Origin of the sequence: Mycolicibacterium hippocampi, from assembly GCF_010723735.1 — a bacterium.
Classification (GTDB): domain Bacteria; phylum Actinomycetota; class Actinomycetes; order Mycobacteriales; family Mycobacteriaceae; genus Mycobacterium; species Mycobacterium hippocampi.
Genome location: NZ_BLLB01000002.1, coordinates 4734832 through 4756986, shown reverse-complemented (window position 1 = coordinate 4756986; position 22155 = coordinate 4734832). Strand labels below are relative to the sequence as shown.

22 protein-coding genes are annotated in these 22155 nt (G+C 65.9%); 12 read left to right on the top strand and 10 right to left on the bottom strand.

The genetic code is table 11. The annotated features are described in order from the left end of the window. Positions 1 to 7: 7 nt before the first annotated feature. Positions 8 to 1309 carry an NADH-ubiquinone oxidoreductase-F iron-sulfur binding region domain-containing protein gene (locus G6N53_RS23795; protein WP_163893051.1) on the bottom strand — a complete coding sequence of 434 codons (1302 nt, stop codon included), beginning with the start codon at positions 1307 to 1309 and terminating at the stop codon, positions 8 to 10. Positions 1310 to 1345: 36 nt separating this feature from the next. Between G6N53_RS23795 and G6N53_RS23790 the strand changes: the two genes are divergently transcribed. Further along, positions 1346 to 1831 carry a hypothetical protein gene (locus G6N53_RS23790; RefSeq protein WP_163893048.1) on the top strand — a complete coding sequence of 162 codons (486 nt, stop codon included), beginning with the start codon at positions 1346 to 1348 and terminating at the stop codon, positions 1829 to 1831. A 23-nt stretch (positions 1832 to 1854) separates the two neighbouring features. Here the strand turns inward: G6N53_RS23790 and G6N53_RS23785 are convergent, their stop codons facing one another. Genes G6N53_RS23785 through G6N53_RS23770 form a run of 4 tightly spaced genes read right to left on the bottom strand, consistent with a single transcriptional unit; the run spans position 1855 to position 5456 of the window. Beyond that, the gene (locus tag G6N53_RS23785) at positions 1855 to 2733 is read right to left on the bottom strand and encodes an alpha/beta fold hydrolase (RefSeq protein ID WP_163893045.1); all 879 of its coding nucleotides are present in this window, start codon (positions 2731 to 2733) and stop codon (positions 1855 to 1857) included. Between the two features lie 32 nt (positions 2734 to 2765). Next, a complete protein-coding gene (locus G6N53_RS23780; RefSeq protein ID WP_163893042.1) occupies positions 2766 to 3155 on the bottom strand; it encodes a Rieske (2Fe-2S) protein in 390 nt (129 codons plus the stop codon). Between the two features lie 3 nt (positions 3156 to 3158). Continuing rightward, positions 3159 to 4301 (bottom strand): amidohydrolase family protein, encoded by a 1143-nt coding sequence (locus tag G6N53_RS23775; protein WP_163893039.1) that lies wholly within the window; start codon positions 4299 to 4301, stop codon positions 3159 to 3161. 21 nt (positions 4302 to 4322) lie between these two features. Continuing rightward, positions 4323 to 5456 carry an amidohydrolase family protein gene (locus tag G6N53_RS23770; protein WP_237166624.1) on the bottom strand — a complete coding sequence of 378 codons (1134 nt, stop codon included), beginning with the start codon at positions 5454 to 5456 and terminating at the stop codon, positions 4323 to 4325. Positions 5457 to 5692: 236 nt separating this feature from the next. Between G6N53_RS23770 and G6N53_RS23765 the strand changes: the two genes are divergently transcribed. From G6N53_RS23765 to G6N53_RS23740, 6 genes are read left to right on the top strand one after another with little or no spacing between them, the layout of a single operon-like run. Then, positions 5693 to 6703 carry an acyl-CoA dehydrogenase family protein gene (locus tag G6N53_RS23765; protein WP_163893036.1) on the top strand — a complete coding sequence of 337 codons (1011 nt, stop codon included), beginning with the start codon at positions 5693 to 5695 and terminating at the stop codon, positions 6701 to 6703. Continuing rightward, positions 6687 to 7874 carry an acyl-CoA dehydrogenase family protein gene (locus G6N53_RS23760; RefSeq protein ID WP_163893033.1) on the top strand — a complete coding sequence of 396 codons (1188 nt, stop codon included), beginning with the start codon at positions 6687 to 6689 and terminating at the stop codon, positions 7872 to 7874. Before G6N53_RS23765 ends, G6N53_RS23760 begins: the two co-directional genes overlap by 17 nt. 14 nt (positions 7875 to 7888) lie before the next feature. Continuing rightward, complete coding sequence (locus tag G6N53_RS23755; RefSeq protein ID WP_163893030.1) at positions 7889 to 9016, top strand: LLM class flavin-dependent oxidoreductase; 1128 nt, start codon at positions 7889 to 7891, stop codon at positions 9014 to 9016. Beyond that, positions 9013 to 10182 (top strand): sulfotransferase family protein, encoded by a 1170-nt coding sequence (locus G6N53_RS23750; protein WP_205390444.1) that lies wholly within the window; start codon positions 9013 to 9015, stop codon positions 10180 to 10182. Before G6N53_RS23755 ends, G6N53_RS23750 begins: the two co-directional genes overlap by 4 nt. A gap of 1 nt (position 10183) precedes the next feature. After that, on the top strand, positions 10184 to 10978 hold the full coding sequence (locus G6N53_RS23745; protein WP_237166781.1) for a sugar phosphate isomerase/epimerase family protein: 795 nt from the start codon (positions 10184 to 10186) through the stop codon (positions 10976 to 10978). A gap of 3 nt (positions 10979 to 10981) precedes the next feature. Continuing rightward, positions 10982 to 12193 carry a DUF1214 domain-containing protein gene (locus G6N53_RS23740; protein ID WP_163893026.1) on the top strand — a complete coding sequence of 404 codons (1212 nt, stop codon included), beginning with the start codon at positions 10982 to 10984 and terminating at the stop codon, positions 12191 to 12193. Between the two features lie 15 nt (positions 12194 to 12208). Here the strand turns inward: G6N53_RS23740 and G6N53_RS23735 are convergent, their stop codons facing one another. The 5 genes from G6N53_RS23735 to G6N53_RS23715 form a co-directional block, all read right to left on the bottom strand. Beyond that, a complete protein-coding gene (locus G6N53_RS23735; RefSeq protein WP_163893023.1) occupies positions 12209 to 12649 on the bottom strand; it encodes a hypothetical protein in 441 nt (146 codons plus the stop codon). Positions 12650 to 12729: 80 nt separating this feature from the next. Then, positions 12730 to 14121: a cytochrome P450 gene (locus G6N53_RS23730; protein WP_371870858.1), complete on the bottom strand. Its 1392-nt coding sequence runs from the start codon at positions 14119 to 14121 to the stop codon at positions 12730 to 12732. A gap of 28 nt (positions 14122 to 14149) precedes the next feature. After that, positions 14150 to 14344, bottom strand: coding sequence for a ferredoxin (locus G6N53_RS23725; protein WP_163893017.1), 195 nt, complete (start codon positions 14342 to 14344; stop codon positions 14150 to 14152). A 13-nt stretch (positions 14345 to 14357) separates the two neighbouring features. Then, positions 14358 to 15218, bottom strand: a complete 861-nt coding sequence (locus G6N53_RS23720) for a mycofactocin-coupled SDR family oxidoreductase (RefSeq protein WP_163893013.1) — start codon at positions 15216 to 15218, stop codon at positions 14358 to 14360. Between the two features lie 45 nt (positions 15219 to 15263). Then, positions 15264 to 15965: an SDR family NAD(P)-dependent oxidoreductase gene (locus G6N53_RS23715; RefSeq protein WP_163893010.1), complete on the bottom strand. Its 702-nt coding sequence runs from the start codon at positions 15963 to 15965 to the stop codon at positions 15264 to 15266. Positions 15966 to 16257: 292 nt separating this feature from the next. Here G6N53_RS23715 and G6N53_RS23710 point away from each other — a divergent pair, with 292 nt between their 5' ends. Genes G6N53_RS23710 through G6N53_RS23690 form a run of 5 tightly spaced genes read left to right on the top strand, consistent with a single transcriptional unit; the run spans position 16258 to position 22151 of the window. Then, positions 16258 to 17763 carry an aldehyde dehydrogenase family protein gene (locus tag G6N53_RS23710; RefSeq protein WP_163893007.1) on the top strand — a complete coding sequence of 502 codons (1506 nt, stop codon included), beginning with the start codon at positions 16258 to 16260 and terminating at the stop codon, positions 17761 to 17763. After that, entirely contained in the window at positions 17760 to 18968 is a 1209-nt protein-coding gene (locus G6N53_RS23705; RefSeq protein ID WP_163893004.1) for a CaiB/BaiF CoA transferase family protein, read from the top strand. Before G6N53_RS23710 ends, G6N53_RS23705 begins: the two co-directional genes overlap by 4 nt. A gap of 29 nt (positions 18969 to 18997) precedes the next feature. Further along, positions 18998 to 20179: an OB-fold domain-containing protein gene (locus tag G6N53_RS23700; protein ID WP_163893001.1), complete on the top strand. Its 1182-nt coding sequence runs from the start codon at positions 18998 to 19000 to the stop codon at positions 20177 to 20179. Beyond that, the gene (locus G6N53_RS23695) at positions 20176 to 21342 is read left to right on the top strand and encodes a thiolase C-terminal domain-containing protein (protein ID WP_163892998.1); all 1167 of its coding nucleotides are present in this window, start codon (positions 20176 to 20178) and stop codon (positions 21340 to 21342) included. The genes G6N53_RS23700 and G6N53_RS23695 overlap by 4 nt, the downstream gene beginning before the upstream one ends. After that, positions 21342 to 22151, top strand: coding sequence for an MlaE family ABC transporter permease (locus G6N53_RS23690; RefSeq protein WP_163892994.1), 810 nt, complete (start codon positions 21342 to 21344; stop codon positions 22149 to 22151). Before G6N53_RS23695 ends, G6N53_RS23690 begins: the two co-directional genes overlap by 1 nt. Positions 22152 to 22155 lie beyond the last annotated feature (4 nt).

Here is a 22155-nt window from a genome sequence, read left to right as displayed (position 1 = left end):
GGCTCGCTCACGAAACCGCCTCCACCTCGTAGGGCCGCAGTGCGTGGTAGGTGTGGGTGCGGCAGGAGTCGCATTGCCCGGCCAGATGCCGGGCGACGTCGGTCGGGAAGGCCCGCAGCAGACTGGCGGCGACGTTGGTGGCCGCATCCAGCGTCGCGCAGGCACCCCGGCCACGCAGTACCACCGACCATCGTTGCAGACGGGTCAGATCGTCTTCGGTGGCCGCACCGTGGCGCAGCGCGTCGGTCACCGCGGACATCGCCGCGGTGCCGTTGAAGCACGAGCCGCACTGGCCCGCGTTCTCACGGTCGAAGTACGCCATCACCGACGCGGCGACCGCAACCGGGCAGTCGTCGGTGAGGACCGAGACCGCGCCGCAGCCCAGTCCGCTGTTGAGCCGGCGCATGGACTCGTGGTCGAGCGTGGTGTCGAGGACCTCGCGGTTCAGCAGCCCGGCGAAGTAACCGCCCATCAACACGCCCTTCACGTCGCCCGCGGGAATCTGATGGTGCTCGAGGAGATCGGTGACCGGTGTGCCGTGCGGCAGTTCGTAGAGTGCCGGCGGTCTGCCACCACCGGTCACGGTGGCCAGGAACGTGCCGGGTGAGGCCGACGTGCCGTGGTCGCGGAACGCGTCGCTGCCGTGGCGCAGGATGAAGGGCAGATTCGCCAGAGTCTCCACGTTGCCGACCACTGTCGGCAGACCGCTCACGCCCTCTTGGAACGGACGTGGTGGCTTGTCGGTGGGCTTGGCGAGACCGCCGTTGACGGCGCGTACCGCGGCCGTCTCCTCGCCGGCGACATAGCCGGGCTCGACGGTCACCACCGACGCGGCGAGGTCACCCAGGGGCGCGGCATCCAGCGCGGCGCGGAGCGCGTTGGCGGCCTGGGCGTCAGAGACGTAGACGTAGGCGCGGCCGGCGCCGACGATGCGTGCGGCCAGCCGGACACCGTCGAGCACGAGATGCGGCCGGTTTCGCAGCAGCCACTTGTCTTTGACGGAGGCGGGTTCGCCTTCCTCGCCGTTGGCGAGCACGACCGTCGCGCTGCCTGCACGGCTCGCATCACGCACCGTGCGCAGCTTCACCGCGAGCGGGAATGCCGCCCCGCCCCGTCCGAGCAGTCCGCTGCGGTCGACCTCCTCGAGCAGTGCGTCCGGATCGTCGAGTTCCTGGTAACCACCCGAGTCGACGTATGCGGGATGGTCCTCGACCTCGGTGGTGTCGGAGATTCGCAGCAGGCGCGGCGTCACGCCGGGCCACACGGTGACGGTGAACCCGGTTGCCAACCCGTTGTCGGTGGTGGTCATGATCGAGCCTTCCTGCCCGCGGATAGGCTGGCGGGCATGAGAACTGCGGTGGTGCGAGTCGACGTCGACCCGTCGGCGCTGCTGGCGCCGGCACAGCTACGCGACGGCATGACCGCGCTCGTCCAGTCGGCTGCCGAACTCGGGATCCAGGTCGTCGACGCCGATCTCTCGTTGATGCCGGCCAGCCGTCGGCAGGTCGAGGTGCTCATCGCCGGCGAGGACCCCGAACAGCTCAAGGACATCGCGGTCGGCCTGTGCATCACGGCATTCGGACGATTCGGCGCCCGACCATCGGCGGGTGTGCTGACCTATGTCAGCCGCGGAACCGACGATGACGCGCACGGGGTGTTGGCGGGGCTGGGCCTGCGTGGCGAGATCGAGCGCGTTCCCACCGAGGACGGCTGGGACATCGTCAAGGTCACGCTGCTCAAGTCCGACCTGCAGCGGATCCCCGAGAGCCGGGTACACACCGCCCTGGAGGCATCGCTGAACTGCGAGGTCCAGATCGTCGCCGTCGATTGACCGGGGTGAGCGTCGTCCCGCTGTCACTTCGACTTCTTCAGAAAATCGAGGATCGCCGGGGCGGCCTGTACCCAGGTGTCGAACATGTTGAAGCGCTTGACTTTCCCGGACGCCCGCGCCTCACCGGCCCGCTCCCAGGCATCCTCGGGCCATGGCGGGTCGATGACCTTCGACCCCTTGATGAGGCAGCTCACCTCGAGTGACGTGCGTTTGGGGTGGTCGAGGTCGTTCTCGCCACCGCGGATGATCAGCGTCGGCACCGTGATGTTGTCGAACATCTCGTCCTCGACGCCCGGAATGGTCTGTCCCGGCTTGGGCACGAACGCGTTGAGCCAGCGGAGCATCAGCTTGAGGAACTGCTCGGGATCCTGGGCCGCGAAGCGCGCCTCGTTGTCCGGATTCTCGGCGATGCGCTCCTGCCACTCGGGTACCTTCGCGACGGCCTTCATGCCGGCTCCGCGGACGGCGAGGATGCTCGGGACGATGTAGTAGGAGCCGAGCACGAAAGAGCCGTACACGCCGCCGACGATGTTCCAGACCACCAACTTCTTGACCAACTCCGGGTACAGCATGGTGGTCAGCATCGAGTCGCGGGCGCCCCCGGAACCACCGGCGATGATGCACGGTCCGATGCCGAGTTCGGAGATCAGCTGCTGCAGGGTCTCCGCACGCATGTGTGATTCGCTCTGACCGTAGAACTGCACGTCGGACTTGCCGCAGTTCGGCCGGTCCCAGAGCAGCACGCGGTAGCCGCCATCGACCAGCTTGCGCGCCAGCGGCTTCAGGCCCGGGATGTCCTTGCTGAAGCGGCCGCCGGGAGTGAGGACGATGAACTCGCCCTCTTTGCCCAGGACCTCGTACACGACGTTCCCGCCGTTGATCTCGATCTTCTTGTTGGGCAACTTTTCTCCGTCTTCTGGGCTCGACGCTCGGTTCAGGCCTGCACGAGTACGTCGTTGCCGACGACCCGAACGGGGTAGGTGCGGATGCTCCACTCGGGCTTGACCGCGGTCGTTCCCGTGGCGAGCTCGAATCCCCACTGGTGCCAGGGACAGAAGATGTATTCCTTGTCCCGCACCATCACCGCGTCACCGGGCACGCTGTCGTCGACGATGTTCAGGCCGCGCGCCCGGCCCGAACACAGCGGACCGCCTTCGTGCGGGCAATAGTTCGCGATCGCGTAGAACGTGCCGTTGACGTTGTACACGCCGACACCATGGCGCCCGATCGGCACCAGTTTGTGTGTGCCTGAAGGGATCTCGTCCACTGTGGCGACGACGTGTTCACGCCCCTGCGCGAGGCGGGGCGTCTTGTCCTTGTCCATGTGTCAGAAAACCCGCACCTGGCCCTCGAGCGCCGGCACCGTGTCCGGCAGCTTGTACGTCTCGATGCCGTTGCGGAACATGATGGCCTCACGGGCGTGCTCGGGGAGGTGCTTGACCAGCCAGCGGGGGTCGTCGAATGTCCAGTGCGGATAGTCGCTGGAGAACAGCAGGATCTTCTCGCACTCCATCCACTCGAACGCCCGGGTGAGTTCGGTCTTGTCCTCCGGATAGTCCAACGGCTGGGTGGTGAACTTGATGTGGTCCTTGACGTACTCGCTCGGCTTGCGCTTGATGTCCATCCAGGACTTGCGCGCTTCGTAGAGTGCGTCCATCCGCCACATCAGTGGCAGGATCCACGTGAACGCGTGTTCCACGAACACGATCCGCAGGTTGGGATGCCGGTCGAACGTGCCGTCGAAGATCAGGCTCATCACCTGGTTCGCCGCCAGCAGCGAGTAGGTGACCATGAAATCGTGGTTGTAGCTGGGCAATCCGACCGGCGGCATCGGCAGTTCGTCGTAGTGACTGCGTGACAGGTGGCAACTCACCGTGATGTCGTGCTTGGTGGCGGCGGCCCAGATGGGGTCGTATTTGGGATTGCCCCACGACGGACGGGGCTCGGCCTTGATCAGGATCTGCGCCATGTAGGGGTGACCGGCCCAGCGCTCGATCTCGGCCACACTCTTTTCCGGCTCCTCGATGGCCAGGCAGATCGACCCGCGCCACCGCTCGTGCCAGTTGTTGTGGCTGTCGAGCCAGTGGTTGGCCTGCCAGTCGTTGAGCGCACAGTTCATCGCGTGGTTCGCTTCGGGAATTCGCGCCGGGTAGGCCGCCGGTTCCAGGATCGCGATGTCCGATCCGGCCTCCATGATCAGCTGCTTGAATGCCAGATCGGGGTCACTGCAGGCGAACTCGCCGTCAGGGGGGAAGGTGTCCAGGCGCATCGCATAGGAGTGCGCGTAGTCGGGTGCGTCGTAGTAGATCTGGTCGCCGACCTTGTGCGTGCCGAAATATTTGCTGCGCCAGGGTTCGGGAATGTACTGACCGAGATCGCCGCTGCGAGGCGCCGGGTGGACGTCGGAGTCGACGCACCGCACCGCGATGCGCTCGGCGGCTGGTACCCGTGGATTGGCTGTGGTGGTCATGGTGTTGCCTCCTCGTTCCCTCTACTGTGCCCCAGCGGCGGACGCGATGACCGGACTTTGGATGCCGTACAGCTCTGCGGCGTTCCGCCAGCACAATTTGTCGCGCTGCTCGGCGCTGTAGGCGCTCGGTACCGACAGTTCATTGAGTTGCCAGTGCGGATAGCTCGAGCCGTACATCACCATGTCGTCCTTGCCGGTGAACCCTGCCCACTCGCCGGCGAACTCCACGTCACCGGGTCCGTCGAGGCTGCCCTGTACGAAGAAGACGTGTCCCGGCAGGTAGTCACTGGGCATCCTCGGCGCCCACGGTGTCTGCTCCAGGTGCGGCCTGCCGAAGCAGTCCATCCGCCACATGAACGGTGTCAGCATGTCGGCGGCGCCGTCGGCCCAGACGAACTTCAGCGCGGGCATCCTCTCGAACACCCCTTCGGCGATCATGTTCATCAGGTGGTAGAGGAAGTTCAGCGCCGTGAACCCGACGAACTGCTCGTAGGTGCGGGTGATTCCGTTGGGCGTGGGCGGCAACATGACGCCGGATCCGACCTCGAAGTGCACGGCGACCGGCAGGCCGGCATCCACTGCCGCCTCCCAGAGGGGCCAGAACTGCGGTTTGCCGTACAACTCGCGCGACTGCAGCGGAACCCCGAGCTGGACGACCCGCGGATGGTCCTTGTACTTGTGGATCTCGCGCAGCGCGCCGACGATGTCGTCCGGGTTGACCCGGATGGTGCCGCGGAACTTGTCCCCGAATTCGGGGTGCTCCAGCCAGCGGGTCACCATCATCTCGTTGTGCGCGGCCGCGATGGCCGTGCCCAGGTGGCGGTCGGGCATGATGCCGCGGGTCATCGGGTGCAGGATCGCCACGTCGACGCCGCGATCGGTGAACAGGTGCTTGCCGGCCAGCTCCGGGTCCGAGCCAGGGTACTGGCGATCGGGGCCCTCGGCATGCTTGGCGTACTCGCCACCGGGGGCGCCGTACCAGTCCATCTCGTAGTCGGGAAAGCCGCGGCTGCGGAACGGCTCCTGCATGAAGTTCTGCCGCAGGTCCTTGTTCGACTGGCTGAATATGTGCACGCTGACATCGATGACGGGGACCTTCACCGGGCCGGATTCGATCCCGCCGGCCCCGTCATTGAATTCCTTCACGGACCCCATCCTTCGCTTTCCGGACAACCGAGGGCGCGGCCGTCACGATCCCAGTGTAGATCGTTGTTCTTCTTTAGCAAGAATTCTGTTCTCCAGCACTTCGCTTACATCTACGCAGGTGAACGGGACCGCTGGACAGTGCTTAGCTTCTCGCTCGCGAAAGTGTCAACCCGCGTGAAGAGAACGGTGGCCCCGGAACGGAGAATGCTATTCTCCCTTCAACGTACCGAGTCCGGAGGCGCTGGATGCTGCTTGAGTTCGACGCTGATCAGAGGCTGTGGCAGGAGACCGTGCGCGATGCGGTGTCCAAGCAGTGCCCGCCGTCCCTGATCCGCGACATCGCCGAGAACGGTGTCGATCCGGCGCCGCTGTGGAACAGCTACGTGGAAGCCGGCTGGACCGAGCTGACCGACCCGGAGAACGCCGTCGAGCTCGCGATCGTTCTCGAGGAGTTGGGCCGGGTCACCGACCCGACACCGATGCTGGCCACCTTGACCCAGTTCGCCCCCCTTGCCGGTGATCGGTTCGATCCGCTGGCAGCGGGCGCGGCGGTTTACAGCGGGGTCAACGCCACCCGCGATGCCGAGGGCTGGGTGCTGACGGGAACCGACCGGTTTGTACTCGACGGGGACCGCGCAGAGCGGTTTGCCGTCGTCACCCCCGCTGGTGTCTTCCTCGTCGATCCGAGAGCCGACGCCTCCAGCGTCACCTCGCGTCGTGTCGAGGTGTTCGACCCGGTCCTGCATGTCGCCGAGGTGTCCTTCGTCGGAGTGCACGTCGCCGACGCAGAGCGGCTGGCTGCCGATACCGAACGGGCTCGCCACATTGCGCTCATGGGGATGGCGATCACGATGGTCGGCGCCTGCCAGCGGATATTGGACCTGGCGCTCGAGCATGCCAAGAGCCGTCAGCAGTTCGGGGTGGCAATCGGGACGTTCCAGGCGATCCAGCACAAGGCGACCGACATGCATGTCGCGATCGAACGGGCGCGCGCGCTGTGCTACTTCTCGGCACTCACCATCGCTGCCGACGACCCGCGCCGGCGGTTGGCGGCTGCCATGGCCAAAGCATCGGCGGGGGAGTGCCAGGCGCTCGTGTTCCGCCACGGCCTGCAGATGTTCGGCGCGATGGGGTTCACCTGGGAGAACGACCTCCAGTTCGCGCTCAAACGGGCCAAGGCCGGTGAACACATGCTGGGCGGCGCTGCCGAGCATCGAGCCATCATCGCGGAGGAATTTGATGCAGCTGACCTTTGACAACGATGTCGAGGAATTCCGCGCCGAGTTCCGCGCATTCCTCGACGAGAACATCCCGACCCCGGCTGAGACGCTCGAGCGCCCCCGGTCGGTGTCGCACATGCCGAAGTGGGCCCGTGACTGGCAGCGAAAGCTGTTCGACAACGGTTGGCTGCTGCCCGCGCAGCCACCGGAGTTCGGCGGGCGCAACGCCACCGTGCTGCAGACCTACGTTCACCTCGAAGAACTGTGCCGGCGCCGGATCTATCACAGCTTCAACCCCCAGGGCGTCAACATCATCGCGGCGTCGCTGCTGACGTTCGGTACCGAGGAACAGAAGCACCAGTGGGCAGTGCCGGTCCTCAAGGGGGAGCGCACCGCTTCGCTGGGAATGAGTGAGCCCAGCGCGGGGTCCGACCTCGCGTCGCTGCGCACCAAGGCTGAGTTTGTCTCGGGCGGCGACGATCCCTACTTCGTCGTCAACGGCCAGAAGGTGTGGACCTCAGGCGCCCACGACGCCGATTTCCTGCTGACGTTCGTCCGCACCGACCCCGACGCACCCAAGCACAAGGGCATCAGCGTGCTGCTGATCCCGACCGACCTCGAGGGTGTCGTGTGCCGGCCGTTCGCCGACATGACGGGGATCGACAACCTGGACTTCAACGAGGTCTTCTTCACCGACGTCCGGGTGCCGGCCGAAAACCTCGTCGGCCCGCTCAACGGCGGTTGGGGCGTAGCCAATGGCTCACTGGGCCATGAGCGCACCATGATGTGGCTGGGCTTCGCGGACCGAATCGCCAACTCGATCGCCGATTCTCGGCCGTCCAACGCACTCGAACGCGATGAGCTGGCCACCACGATCATGGACTATCAGGCACTGCGCCTGCTCGGTTCGGTCGGACTGGCCAAAGCCGCGCGTGGCGAGGTCGACGTCGCGTCGGTGTCGATACCGAAGTTGCTCGGTGCGGAAGCCGAGATGCGAGCTGCCAGCGCCTGTCTGACGGCGGCCGGGCCTGACGGCCTGATCCACCCGTCGACCTCCGGCCCCTACGAACACATGAACCTCGACCACTACTTCGCGAGCTGGTTCGAGCGGTATGCGCGCAGCTTCTCCGGCACCATCGCAGGCGGCACCTCGGAGATCCAGCGCAACATCATCGCGCAGCAGGTACTCGGCCTGCCCCGCCGATAGCACGCGCACCACACGTGAAGGTTCAGCCGGCCGCGTTCCTGAGGACCACTCTGCCCCTGGACCTGAGTCAGCTCGAGCGTCTCGACAGTGGCCGTTACCATTCGATCTGGCTGCCCGACCACATGGTCAGCTTCTGGCCGGACTCGATCTGGACCCCGGAGTTCACCGATCTCGCCACGGCGTCGCCGTCGCCACACCGCCATCTCGACGGGATGGCCGTCGCGGCGGCAGCGGCAGTGCTGACCGAGAACGTGCCGCTGGCCACCAGCGTGGTGGACACCGTGCGACGCCATCCCGCCTCACTGGCCCAGAGCGCGTTGACGATCGACCACCTGTCCGGAGGCCGCTTCATCCTCGGGCTCGGGAGCGGCGAAGCCGAGAACATCGTTCCCTACGGGTTCGACTTCGACCGGCCGGTCAGCCGGCTCGAGGAGGCACTGCGGGTCATCAAAATGCTCTGGGAGACCGACGGTCCGGTTGACTTCGAGGGCCGATTCTTCCGACTGCACGACGCCCGCCTCGACACCGAGCCCTACGAGGGCCGGTTCCCCCGCATCTGGATCGGCGCCAGCGGTCCGCGGTCTCTCGACATCGCGGGACGGTTCGCGGACGGCTGGTGGCCGGCGGGCGCGTGGACCCCCGAGGACTATGCAGGCAAGCTTGCGCGTGTCAGGAACGCGGCCGATCGCGCGGGGCGCGATCCGATGTCGATCACCCCGTGCTTCATCCAGATCTGTGTGATGGGCCGTGACGAGGCGGCGTTGGCCGAGATCCTGCAGGCCCCGCTGGTCAAGTCCTTCTTGCTGCAGGTATCCGCAGAGGTGCTCCGCGGCTTCGGATTCGGGCATCCGATGGGGGAGAACTGGGGTGGCTTCCATGACATCGACCCCGCCGTTCTCACCCGCGAGCGCATCGTCGACTTCCTCGGAAGGGTCGAGCCCGAGATGATCCTCGCGATGGTGCCGCACGGCACGCCGGAACAAGTGGCGCGGATGATCGGCGACTTCGTCGACGCCGGCCTGCGGGTGCCCAAGATCCTGGACTACGGGGCCATGGCCGGACTCGACCACGCGGCGGCGTCGGCGGAGAACGTCCGCCGGGCGGAGGACGAGCTCATGAGACTCTGTGAAGGCGCGCGGTGACAACACATCTGGATGCTGACCGGATGCTCTCCCGGGCGCACGACGACACCGGTCTGAGCGACCACGGGGACCCGACGCTGCCTTCGCGTTTCGCGGTCGCCGTCGAGCATCTCAACCGTCAGGGCATGGACTCCGACGGCGTGCGTCAGGCCGCGGAGGTATGCCACGGATTGCTGACCGCCCGTCTGGAGTTCTTCGAGGATCGCCGACGATACCCGGTGGCCGACGAGAGAATCGAGCGGCCCATGTTCGTGACCGGTGAACCCCGTTCGGGCACCACCCTCATGCATGCGCTGCTGTCGGTCGACCCGCAGGCACGCGCGCTGCGGTTCTGGGAGGTGATGTACCCGTCACCGCCCCCGGGGCTCGCCCGTGCCGACGACCCGAGGCCGTCTCGCGCCGACGCCGACTGGCGGGAGATCAACACGAAGATGCCGAAGTGGCTGCACAGTCATCCCTACAACGACATGCTCGGCAACGGACTGCCAGAGGACGAACGCACCTGGGCCTTCGACTTCCGGGTCATGACGCCCACTGCGTGGTGGCGGGTGCCGATGCAGACGGTGGTCGGGGGACTGCCCACCGATGCCCGAGCGCAGTACCGCATCCACAAGGCGATGCTGCAGCAGTTCCAGTACGGGAGGACGCCAAAGCGCTGGGTGCTCAAAGGGTTCCACGGATTCCGGCTGGCCGAGCTGTTCGCGGCGTACCCCGACGCCACCTTACTGTGGCTGCACCGCGACCCGGTACAGGTCGCGGCCTCCCGGACGATGATGATGGCCGACATCATGGAGGGCCTCGTCGGGCCGGTCGATCTGCAGGCCGCGGCCAAGATGCATCTGGACCTGACTCGCGCCAGCATCGCCAACACCATGACACATGAACTCGTCGACGACCCGCGCATCATGCACGTCCGCTACCGCGACTTCGTGGACGACCCGGTGGACACGGCTCGCCGCTACTACGAGTTCTGTGGGCAGACCATGACGCCCGAAGCCGGTGGCGCGATGCGTGACTATCTGGCCGACAACCGGGGTGACCGCCACGGAAAGTTCCGCTATTCGACCAAGCTGCTCACCGACATCGGCGAGGATCTTGATGTGCTGCACGAGGAGTTCCGGCCGTTCCGCGAGCGATTCGGGGTGGAGATAGAAAAACGTGAGTGAGGTGCCCCCCGAGGAGTTGACGGTCGACGAGCGCCTGTCGGTGCACAGCGTCACCTTCGGCGACGCGTCTTTCGACCAGCTGTGCACCTATTGGCAGACACTCGGAGTCACCCGGCTCAGCCTCCTCGATTCCCGGATACTCGAACCGCAACTACCGAAAGTGATTTCCGAACAGGGTTACACGGTTGAGACGGTGTTCCATCTGTTCGAATCGGCGGACAGTCTCAACCGGGTGATCGACGCCGCCGCCGCCATCGGCGCACGCTCGATCTACATGCTGACCGGTGGTCGGGGCGAACTGTCCTGGGAGGAGGCAGCCGATCGATTCTGCGCTGCGGTGCAACCGGGTGCGGACACCGCGCGGCAGGCGGGGGTGGCTCTCGCGATCGAGAACGCCTCGGGCCTCTACGCCGACATCCACATCGCGCACACGCTGCGGGACACCATCGAGCTTGCCGAGATGGCCGGCGTGGGAATCTGCATCGACCTGTTCCACTGCTGGACAGAAGCGCACCTCTCCGCCCTGGTGGAGCGGGCATTGCCCCGCACGGTGATGATCCAGCTGAGTGACTACGTGCTCGGCGACCGGGCGCTGCCGGCGCGTGCCGTGCCGGGTGACGGTGCGATTCCCCTCGAGACGGTGATCGACCAAGCGCTCACCGCCGGCTACCCGCATGGCTTCGATCTCGAGTTGATCGGACCTCGGATCGAGCGCGAAGGGCGAGTCGAAGCTGCAAGCCGCGCCTGCGCTTCGGTGTCGGCGATGCTCCGGCGCCTCGAGGACACGGCGGGATAGCCGGTGGCGTTCGGCGACGGCCCCGACGACGCCTCCCTCGACCACGCGTGGGACTCGTTCTGTGATCAGCTCAAGGCGGCCGGGCAGCAGGTGTTCAAGGACCACAACACATCCTCGAGCCGTCAGCGGGTGGACGGTCTGCGGTTTCTCACCCAGAACCTCGGCCAGGCGTTCGACCTCGCGCTCGAGACCAGGAACAGCCGCTACCCGAGCTTGCACCCGTTCTGCGGCCCGACCCGAAAGCTGGGCGGGGACTGTGCCGACTTCACCTATCAGCAGGCCTGGATCGACGGCCGGTCAATCTACCGAATCGCCGGAGACCGAGGAACGGCCAGGTTTGTCAACATCACCGTGCAGGGTCCGCGGGCCGACGGGCCGGGCGTGCTGCACGAGCCGTTCGGCGATGTCCCCGAGGCGAGTCTGGCCGGGGACCAACTCGAGGTCTCCGCCGATGGAAGCTTCGAGGTCTACGTCGGGGGACCACGCGACGGTCCGAACTGGTTGCCCACCACGCCGGGCTCGCGCAAGTTGTTCATCCGCCAAGGCTTCGATTCTTGGGAAGAGCGGCCGGCCCGGATGAGGATCGAACGGGTCGACATGGCCTCACCGAAACCGTTGCCGACAGCCGAGGAGATGGTCGAAGCGATCGGGTGGGCGGGAGAGTTCATCACCGGTGTGATGCACGACTGGCCCGAGTTCCCTTTCGCCCACGGCGGCGTCAACCCCGATCAGCCGAACAGTTTTCCGGCTGTGGGATCCAGTCCAGATGATGAGAAGCGGGGCCGGGCCGCGAGCAACATGCACTGGGTGCTCGGGCCGGATGAGGCGCTGGTCGTCGAGTTCGATGCGCACGACGGACTATGGACGCTGACGAACATGGGCGTCTTCTTCAACAGCATGGACTTCCTCTATCGCCCGGTCAGCTACACGCCCAGTCGCACGAGAATCGACGGCGACGGCAAGGTCCGGCTGATCCTTGCCCACGACGACCCGGGCTACCACAACTGGATCGACACCCAGGGTTTCGAGCGGGGCAACCTGACGTACCGGCACATGCTCGAGGGGGCGCCCGCGGTGCTGCGGACCCGACTGGTCGAGCGCTTTCAGCTGGCCGAGGTGCTGCCCACGGATTCGGCAAGGGTGACCGTGGCTGAGCGAACCGAGCAGATGTGGGCTCGCTTCAACGGGATCCGGCAGCGGTACGCGTTGCTGTGAGCCGGCGACTCGTGATCACAGTCGCTGGAGCTTGAAGGTCCAGAACTGGGTTCCCGGCGGACCGTTGTTGCAGCCGACGTCGAACTTCGAGTCGATCGTGCCCAGCAGCGTGGTCGCGTCCCACGAGTACGTTTCGCGCGTGGGCATGTTGTGTCCCCAGCAGCGTAGCCCGTCGGGGACGTCGACGGTGAATGTGTACCGTCCGTCCACCAGGTACGTCCTGCTCTCGTAGTACGCGTAGAACTTCAGCCGCGGCCGCGCGGCGACCCTGATGCAGTCCGGGTTCTTGTCGGGGGTGCAGGTACTGATGAACCAGAACCACGACGCCTGGGTATACCGGTTGGTCCAGAGGTCGTAGTTGCCCAACTGCATCCCGGCCGCCGACGACGGTGGCGCGAGAAGCGTCGCCATCGCCATGAGCGCGGCCGCCGCGGACCCGATCCTGCTGAGCTTCATGACCCTGTGCTGCCCTTCTTCTGCTCCCCGCCGCCATCCATCGAACCACCCCGCCGCGGATTGCGGGCCGGTTCGGACGGTCAATCGATGACGGCTGCTTCCTTGCGCTCGGTGATCGGCCGCGCGAGCTCCTGCTCGTTGCAGATGCGTTGGAGTTTCTCCAGTGTCTCGTCCAACCCTGGACCCTGCGGCTTGCCCGGAGTGAAGGTGGCCGGCAGGTTTCGCATGCCCTGGATGACGCCGATGGTGTCGTAGTGCACAGTGCCCTCGGGGTCGCACACATAGTCGGGCATCCGGTCGAGCACGGCGGTGAGCATCGACTTGAACACGGTGCGCGCGACGTTGGAACCCACACAGCGGTGCACGCCGATACCGAAGCTGAAGTGCCTGTTGCCCTTCCGGTCCATCACGATCTCGTTCGGGTTCTCGAACACCGAGGGGTCGCGGTTGGCCATCGCCCACGACAGCCACAGTCGCTCGAACTGCTTGAACTGCTGGCCCGCGACCTCGACGTCCTCGGCGAACGTCCGACCGTCGCCGGGGGCCGGGGTGAAGAAGCGGAGGAACTCCTCGGTGGCGGGGTGCAACAGCTTGTCGCGCTCCCTGCTGAGGCGGTCGCGCTCGTCGGGGTGCTCACCGAGCCACTCCAATGCGTGTGCGGTGAGCGCCGTGGTGGTGTCGAAGCCGCCGCCGATGATCAGCCCCAGGTTGCCCAGGATCTCCATATCGGGGGCCGGCTCGCCGTCGATTCGCAACTGCAGCAACGCATTGACCAACCCGGGCCGGGGGTTCTCGCGGATCTCCATCATGTTGTTGATGAGATCGATGCCCATCTCCCGGTGCTGCTCGTTGATCTTCTCGCGCTCCGGTGCGTGTTCGGGGGTGTAAACCGAGGCGTGAGTGGGCTCGCTGTAGACGTTCCACTTCTTCAGGTCGATGCCCATCATCGCCAGGGTGAAGACCGCCGGTACGACGTTGGCGAGGTCTTCGACGAAATCGATCCGACCCGACGCGATGTGCTCGTCGAGTGCGGCGCGGGTGATCTCGTCGACGAACGGTTCCCAGCGCTTGATCGCTGCGGGGGAGAGATAGGGGTTCAGCGCGCCGCGGTAGGTACTGTGCTCGGGTTCGTCCATCTCGAGGATGCCGCCGCGAACGACGGTGGCGCGACTGGCCTTCGGGATGGTGATGCCCTTGAACGGCGTCTCACCGCTGATGTCGTGATGGTTGGACACCACCGGGCAGCGGGCGAGCTCGAAGACGTGCTTGCTGTCGGCGGCCACCCAGTGCCCGTCGTAGGTGTCCGTCCACGCGAGCGGACACTTGCTCTGCATCTCCTCGGTGATCTTCTCGAACTGCAACCGGTACTCGGGCGTGTGCCTGTCGAAGTGATAGGTGCTCTTGCGGTGGTTGTCGTCGGCGGTGCCGTTCACGACGTCGTCGACACTCAAAGCGGTCTTCTCTCTGTGCATTTGCTGTTGTTGACAGCGATCGGACACGTCATTCTTCGATCGAGATGGCCTGTTCCGGGCATGAGTGGGCGGCCTCGCGCACCGCGTCCTGCTGATCGACCGGCACGACCTCGTTGACCGGTGACGCTGTTCCGTCGATATCGCTGAGCTCGAAGGAGTCCGGCGCGATCATCGAACACAGCGTGTGCCCCTGGCATCGTCCCGAGTCCACAAAAACCTTCAAGTCGCCGTCCTTCCTAAACGTGCCAGTCGTACCACTTCAGGTAGCCACCGGCATCGACGCGAAGCTGCATCCCGGTGACGTACCTGGCCTCGTCGGACACCAGCCACAGAATGGCGTTGCTGATGTCCTCGGGCTCGATGAAGTTGACCTTCATGGCCTGCTGGACTCCGAAGACCGGTTCGGCGTCCGCGCGGGTCGGGTTCTCCAGATCGGGCCGGAAGGATTTGTACATCGGGGGGCTCTGCAGCATGTCGGTGTTGCAGTTCGTCGGATGTACGACATTGGCGCGAATCCCGCGGACGGCCAGATTCGTCGACAGGTCGTGCACGTACTGAGACAGCAGGCGTTTTGACGTCATGTAGGCCATGCCGCCGGGGTCGCTGCCCGGGTTCGGCTTGTTGTGGGCGTCCATCAGCGCGGCGGTCGAGCCGGTCGCGACGATCGATGCGCCTTCCTTGAGGTGGGGCAGCGCCACCTGGATGGCGTTGATGGTCCCGACCAGGTTGGTGTTGATCACGTCGGTCCACGCCTGCATCGGCGGATCGCCCTTCATGCCGGCGATGCCCGCCTGGGCGACGACGATGTCGAGGCCACCCATTTGGGCGATCCCGTCTTCGAGTGCCTTCTTCAGCTGTGCGGCGTCGCGGACGTCGGCCTTGGCGGTGTAGACGCGTTGGCCGGTCTTCTCGACGAACGCGGCCGTCTCCTCCAGATCTTCCGCGGTCGCCATCGGATAGCCGATGGTCTCGACGTTCTCACACAGATCCACCGCGATGATGTCGGCGCCCTCTTCGGCCAGCCGGACGGCATGACTGCGTCCCTGTCCACGCGCGGCGCCGGTGATGAAGGCGACCTTTCCTTGAACGCGTCCCATAACCCGTTGTCCTTTCGAAAGTTCTTGTGGTTGTGCTGGTTTGTCTCAGGTGTTCCGGCCGCCGTTGACGCCCAGGATCTGTCCGGTGATGTAGCCGGCGTCCTCCGAGATCAGGAAGGAGCATGCTGCGGCGATGTCTTCGGGGCGGCCGATACGGCGCACCGGCGTCGCATCGATCTGCTTCTGGGTGTCACCGAGGAATCCGCGCTCCTCGGCCTTGCGCAACATCGGGGTGTCGATGAATCCGGGAGGGACCGCGTTGACGGTGATGCCGTCGGGCCCGTACTCCAGCGCCAGCGACTTGGTGAGGCCGTTGACCGCCGACTTGGCCGCGACGTAGGGCGCCATGAACGGCTGCCCTGAGTGTGTGCTCGACGAGGAGATGTTGACGATGCGTCCCCAGCCGGCGTCGATCATGTCGGGAAGGGTGGCCTGGACGCAGTGGAACACGCCGTTGAGATTGACGTCGACGACCTTCTGCCAGTCGGCGAACGTGAGGTCGACGAAGCGCTTGAACCGTTCCAGCCCCGCGGCGTTGACGAGCACGGTGACCGGACCCAGCTCGGTTCGGATCTCGTCGAGTGCGGCGTCAACCGCTGCCCGATCGGTGACGTCGGCGGTGTAGGAGAATTTCTCCTCGCCGGGGTTGAGGTCGAGGGTGGCCACGCGCAGGCCGTCCGCACGCAGCCGGTCTGCCACGGCGGCTCCGATGCCCGAACCACCTCCGGTCACGACCGCGTTCTTCACTCGTGGACTCCGGCTGAGCTCTCGATATCCTTGGTCATCCAAGAATCATCCTTCCGATTATGAGAACCGTACTCTCGCATACTGCTCTCTCGCAAGACATGTGGGCCTGGCTGTTCGCACTGGTGAGACGTTTGACGGCCGATTGTCGCACCGTTCTCCGCAGGCAGTGACGGTTCCGCTTATTTTCTTGAGTTCTCATCTCGCGAATGTATGATTCGCCGAGGATGAGAATGCAGTTTCCATCACAGTAGCCACTTCTAGGCGCTGAAGTCACAGGTCCTTGAGGAGGATGATGCAGGAAACAGCCACGATCTCGGGTGTTCGTGAGGGTTATGAGCGGCCCTCGCACGTCAGTCGGCGCATCTTGATCGGCGGACGTCTGATCGAGACCGATCGGTCGTTTCCCTCACTCAACCCGGCGACCGGAGAGGTGCTCGGACACGCACCCGACGCTACGGTCGCCGACGCCCAGGCAGCGGTGACCGCGGCGCGCCAGGCGTTCGACACCACCGACTGGTCGACCGATACCGAGCTGCGCGTCCGGTGCCTCGAGCAGCTGCACCAGGCCCTCGTCGACCACCGCGACGAACTCGCCGCGCTGACCATTGCCGAGGTGGGAGCCACCGAGACGCTCTGCCAAGGCGCCCAGCTGGATCAGCCCATCGGCATCGTGCGCTACTACGCCGACCTGCTGCGGGACTATCCGATGACCGAGGATCTGGGCAACATCTCCAGCCGCGGCATGCAGCACCACCGATGGGTGGAGAAGGAAGCGGCAGGCGTCGTCGCGGCGATCATCGCCTACAACTATCCGAATCAGCTCGCGCTGGCCAAGCTGGCGCCCGCGCTGGCAGCGGGTTGCACCGTCGTGTTGAAATCCGCGCCCGACACTCCGCTGATCACCCTGGCGTTGGGTGAACTCATCGCCAACCACACCGACATCCCGGCCGGCGTCGTCAACGTGCTCTCCGGCGCCGATCCCGAGGTCGGCGCGGTGCTCACCACCAGCCCGGACGTCGACATGGTCACCTTCACCGGTTCGACGCCCACCGGGCGCCGGATCATGGCCGCCGCCAGCGAAACACTCAAGAAGGTGTTCCTCGAACTCGGCGGCAAGTCGGCCGCGATCGTGCTCGACGACGCCGACTTCGGTACCGCGGCCCTGTTCTCGGCGTTCAGCATGGTGACCCACGCAGGCCAGGGCTGCGCGTTGACCTCCCGGCTGCTGGTGCCCAAGAAGCACAAAGACGAGATCGTCGAGTTGATCAAGACCAACTTCGGCATGGTGCGGTACGGCGATCCCACTGATCCCAAGACCTACATGGGTCCGTTGATCAGCGAGAAGCAGCGCGACAAGGTCGACGGCATGGTCCAGAGAGCCGTCGCCGCTGGGGCAACTCTGGTCACGGGCGGCGAGAAGGTCGACCCCGGCTACTTCTACACCCCGACGTTGCTCGCCGACGTCGACCCGGACAGCGAGATCGCTCAGGAGGAGGTTTTCGGACCCGTTCTGGTCGTGATCGCCTATGAGGACGACGACGACGCCGTGCGCATCGCGAACAACTCGATCTACGGCCTTTCCGGCGCCGTGTTCGGCAGCGAGGACCGGGCACTGGCAGTGGCACGACGCATCCGCACCGGCACCTTCTCGATCAACGGCGGCAACTACTTCAGCCCGGACAGCCCGTTCGGCGGCTACAAGCAGTCGGGGATCGGCAGGGAGATGGGCACGGCCGGTCTCGCGGAGTTCCTGGAGACGAAAACCTTCGCGACCGTTCTCGCCGGGGAGACGTCATGAGCCGCCCGCTGGAGGGAATCAGGGTCCTCGAGGTCGCGATGTACGGGTTCGTCCCGTCGGCCGGAGCGGTGCTCGGTGAGTGGGGCGCCGACGTCGTGAAGGTCGAGCACGCCGTCACCGGTGACCCGCAGCGAGGGCTGCGACAGACCGGGCTGTTGCGGGTCGAGGGGGATCCCAACCCGAACATCGAGCACGCCAACCGGGGCAAGCGCAGCATCGGACTCGACATGTCGGTGCCCGAGGGCAGAGAGGTGCTCCTGGACCTCGCCCGCCGCGCGGACGTGTTCCTGACCAGCTTTCTGCCCGGTCACCGCGACAAGTTCGGCATCGACGTCGACGACATCCGAGCGGTCAATCCCGACATCATCTACGCCAGGGGAAGCGCGCTCGGGCCCCGCGGCGAAGAAGCGGTCAAAGGCGGCTACGACATGACCGCGTTCTGGTGCCGCGCCGGCACCGCACGCACCATCACCCCGCCCGACATGCCGGGCATGATCGGGCCTCCCGGACCGGCCTACGGCGACACCATCTCCGGGACCAACCTCGCGGGTGGCATCGCGGCGGCGTTGCTCAAACGCGAACGGACCGGCGAATCTTCGGTGGTGGACGTCTCGCTTCTCGGCAGCGGGCTGTGGTCGCTCGGGCACACGGTGGCGCTGACCAATCATCTCGGCGAGCGCATGGAGGCGTTCCCGCCCGGGGTGCACGGGTCACCGATCAATCCGCTGGTGGGCCTGTATCCGACCGCCGACGACCGCTACATCTCATTTGTCATGATGCAGCCCACGAAGTTCTGGGCCGATGTGTGCCGGCACATGGAACTCGACGAACTCGCCGACGACCCGCGCTTCGCCACCGCCGAAGCGATCGCCGAGAACACCGCCGCGGCCAACGAGATCCTCACCGAGACGATGAAGAAACGCCCTCTGGTCGAGTGGAGCGAACGTTTCGCGACACTGGCCGGCCCATGGGCGCCGGTGCAGGACACCCTGCAGTCCGCCAAGGACGCACAGGTCCGGGCAAACGAATACATCATTCGGGCAGGCGAACTCGAATTGGTGGCCAATCCGGTGCAGTTCGACGTCGCCGGACCACAATCGGGGCCGGCGCCAGGCTTCGCGGAGCAAACCGACGAGATCCTGCTGGAGCTGGGCCTCGATTGGGACCGAATCATCGAGCTGAAGACGGCCGGCGCCGTCACCTGAGCGACCGTCACACCACTGGAGAGACAAGCATGCCCTACGTCGTGTCCGTCGGCACCTACCTGCCTTGCTGGGGTACACCCCTGCAGCGGGTGGCCGGCGACGACGAAGACGCCGTCACGATGGCCGTCGAGGCGGGCCGTGCGGCGTTGTCCGGTGGCGGTGCCGTCGAGCGTGTGGTGTTCGTCAGCCGTGATCTCCCGCTGGTGGAAAGCAGCAACGCCGCGGTTCTTCTCGCGGGTCTGGGGTTGGATCCCGAGCTGGAGGTCGACGAACGGCTGGGCGGTGCCCCGGCGACCGTCGACGCTCTCAGCTCGGCGCGGCCCAGGACGTTGATCATCGGCAGTGACCTCGAACCGGCTGGGGCCGCGGCGATCCTGACAGCCGAACACGGGCTGCAGGTGCGCACGGCGGCCCGGGTCGCGCGCAGCCTGCCGGTGCGTACCCGCAAATCCACCGGCGATGTCCATGACTACGGCGATCCGCGGTTGCTGCACGAGCGCGGATTGATCGCCTCGCTGGCCGCGGCCTGGCTGGACACGCCGGCCGCGGTGGCCGGGGTGGACCATGAACGCGCCGCCGATCTGTGTCTGGGGGACCCGCCTGCACTGCCGACCGCGGGCGCCAGCTCGAGCCTGTTCGCGCTGGCGGGAATGGCCGCACGGGGTGCCACGGGGCCGCTGGTCGCCGTCGAACAGGCGATCCTGTCCGGCATCACCGTCAGTGGGGGCACCGCGCTCATCCACCGACGGGAACCCAGCCCTCGAGCGGTGCCCGAAGGCTCTTTCACGGCGGGCGTGGACATCCCGATCTCGCTAGCCGCCTATGAGCGGGCCTTCGAGGCGAAAGTCCGTTGGGAGGCAGGACAGTTCACCGACTCCGATGAGCTCGATTTCCCCCCGCGGTACCGGGTCGGCTCCGACGGCGCTCTGGCCACCGATTACGAGCTGGTGCCGCTGCCGCGCACCGGCACGGTCTACACCGAGACCACCGTGAACATCCCGGTGCCCGGTCTGCGGACGCCCTACTCGCTGGTCATCGTCGACCTCGACGGGGTCGGGGTGCGCGCACTGGTGAAGGTCACCGGCGCGCCTGCGGGGGTGGTCGACATCGGCGACCGGGGGCGGCTGGCGCTGCGTCGTGTTGCCGTGCGTTCCGGGGTACCGGACTACGGCTACGCATTCGAACCAGAGCGAGTGGGAGCCGCGGCATGAGGAGGGTTGCGGTCGTCGGCGCCGGCATGACGCCGTTCGGCGAGCACTTCGCGCTCGGCATCAAAGATCTGCTTCCGATGGCGTTCTCCGACTGTGCCGGCACCGTCGACAAAGGCTTCGCCAAGTCCGATCTGCAGGCCGCCTGGTTCGGTGCGATGGGCACCGCCGACGGATTCCCGTCCGGCATCCTCGCCGACACACTGGGTCTGCCCGATTTGCCAGTCACCCGTATCGAGAACTCCTGTGCGACCGGACACGACGCCATCCGCAACGCGTTGTTCGCCGTCTCCGCCGGGGCTTTCGACGTCGCGCTGGTGATGGGTGCCGACAAGCTGCGCGACACCACATCTGCGGGCATGCTGTGGGAATGGGAGGCGATGGCCCGCGACATGGCCTGGGATTATCCGCTCGGCCTGGTCGCCCCCGCGGGATTCGCCTTACATGTTCGTCGATATCTCCACGAATCTCCGGCAACTGAAGAACACTTAGCCATGGTGGCGGTCAAGAACCACCGTCACGGGGTGAACAACCCCAAGGCGCGGTTGCGCTTCGAGATCACGATGGAGCAGGCCCTGAACGCACCGACGGTCGTGACCCCGTTCCGGCTCTACGACTGCGCACCGCAGAGCGATGGCGCGGCCGCGCTGGTGATCGCCGCCGAAGACGTCGTCGACCGGTTCACCGACAGACCCGTGTGGATCCGGGGTGTCGGTCTCGGCCTCGATTCGGTGATGCATCAGCACAAGCCGGACATGACGATGCTGCCGGCGACCACCCGGGCCGCGAAGCAGGCGTTCGCGATGGCAGGCATGACCCCGGGCGACGTGGATGTCGCCGAGGTGCACGACTTCCTGACCGGTATCGAGATGATGAGCTACGAGGACCTCGGCTTCGCCGAGAGGATGGGCGGATACAAGCTTCTGGAGGCCGAGGTGACCAGCGTCGGCGGGGCGCTGCCCGTCAATCCCAGCGGGGGCCTGAAAGCCAAAGGTCACCCGCCGGGGGCCACCGGTGTGGCACAGTGCGTCGAGTTGTTCCAACAACTGCGCGGCGAGGCCGTCAACCAGGTGGACGGTGCCCGGATCGCGCTGGCGCACAACATTGGCGGTCCGACGGCCGTGGCGGGCGTGACGATCCTAGAAGGACCTGGAGGACCTGACTGATGGCGGTTAAGGGGCCGGAGCGGTGGTCGACGGGTATCGCGTTACCGAACGGGTTGTCGGGGGCGATGGCGGCTGTCGGCGGGTTTTTCGCGATGGCTGTCGATGCGGTGAAGTTCGTTTTCGTGCGGCCGTTCCAGTGGCGGGAGTTTCTGGAGCAGTGCTGGTTCGTGGCGCGGGTGTCGATGGCGCCGACTTTGTTGGTGGCGATTCCGTTCACGGTGTTGGTGTCGTTCACGCTGAACATCCTGCTGCGCGAGTTGGGCGCTGCTGACCTGTCAGGGGCCGGCGCGGCGTTCGGCGCGGTGACCCAGGTGGGTCCGCTGGTGACGGTGTTGATCGTGGCCGGGGCCGGTGCGACCGCGATGTGTGCTGATCTGGGGTCGCGCACCATTCGTGAGGAGATCGACGCGATGGAGGTGCTGGGGATCAACCCGGTGCAGCGTCTGGTGACTCCGCGGATGCTGGCGGCGGGTCTGGTGGCGTTGCTGTTGAACAGCCTGGTGGTGATCATCGGGATCCTGGGCGGTTACTTCTTCTCGATCTTCGTCCAGGACGTGAATCCCGGGGCGTTCGCTGCCGGGATCACGTTGCTGACCGGGGTGCCCGAGGTGGTCATCTCGTGTGTCAAGGCGGCGCTGTTCGGGCTGATCGCCGGCTTGGTGGCGTGCTATCGCGGGTTGACGATCACCGGTGGTGGGGCCAAGGCGGTGGGCAACGCGGTCAACGAGACAGTGGTGTACGCGTTCATGGCGTTGTTCGTGATCAACGTGGTGGTCACGGCCATCGGTATCCGGATGACGACGGGATAGGGGC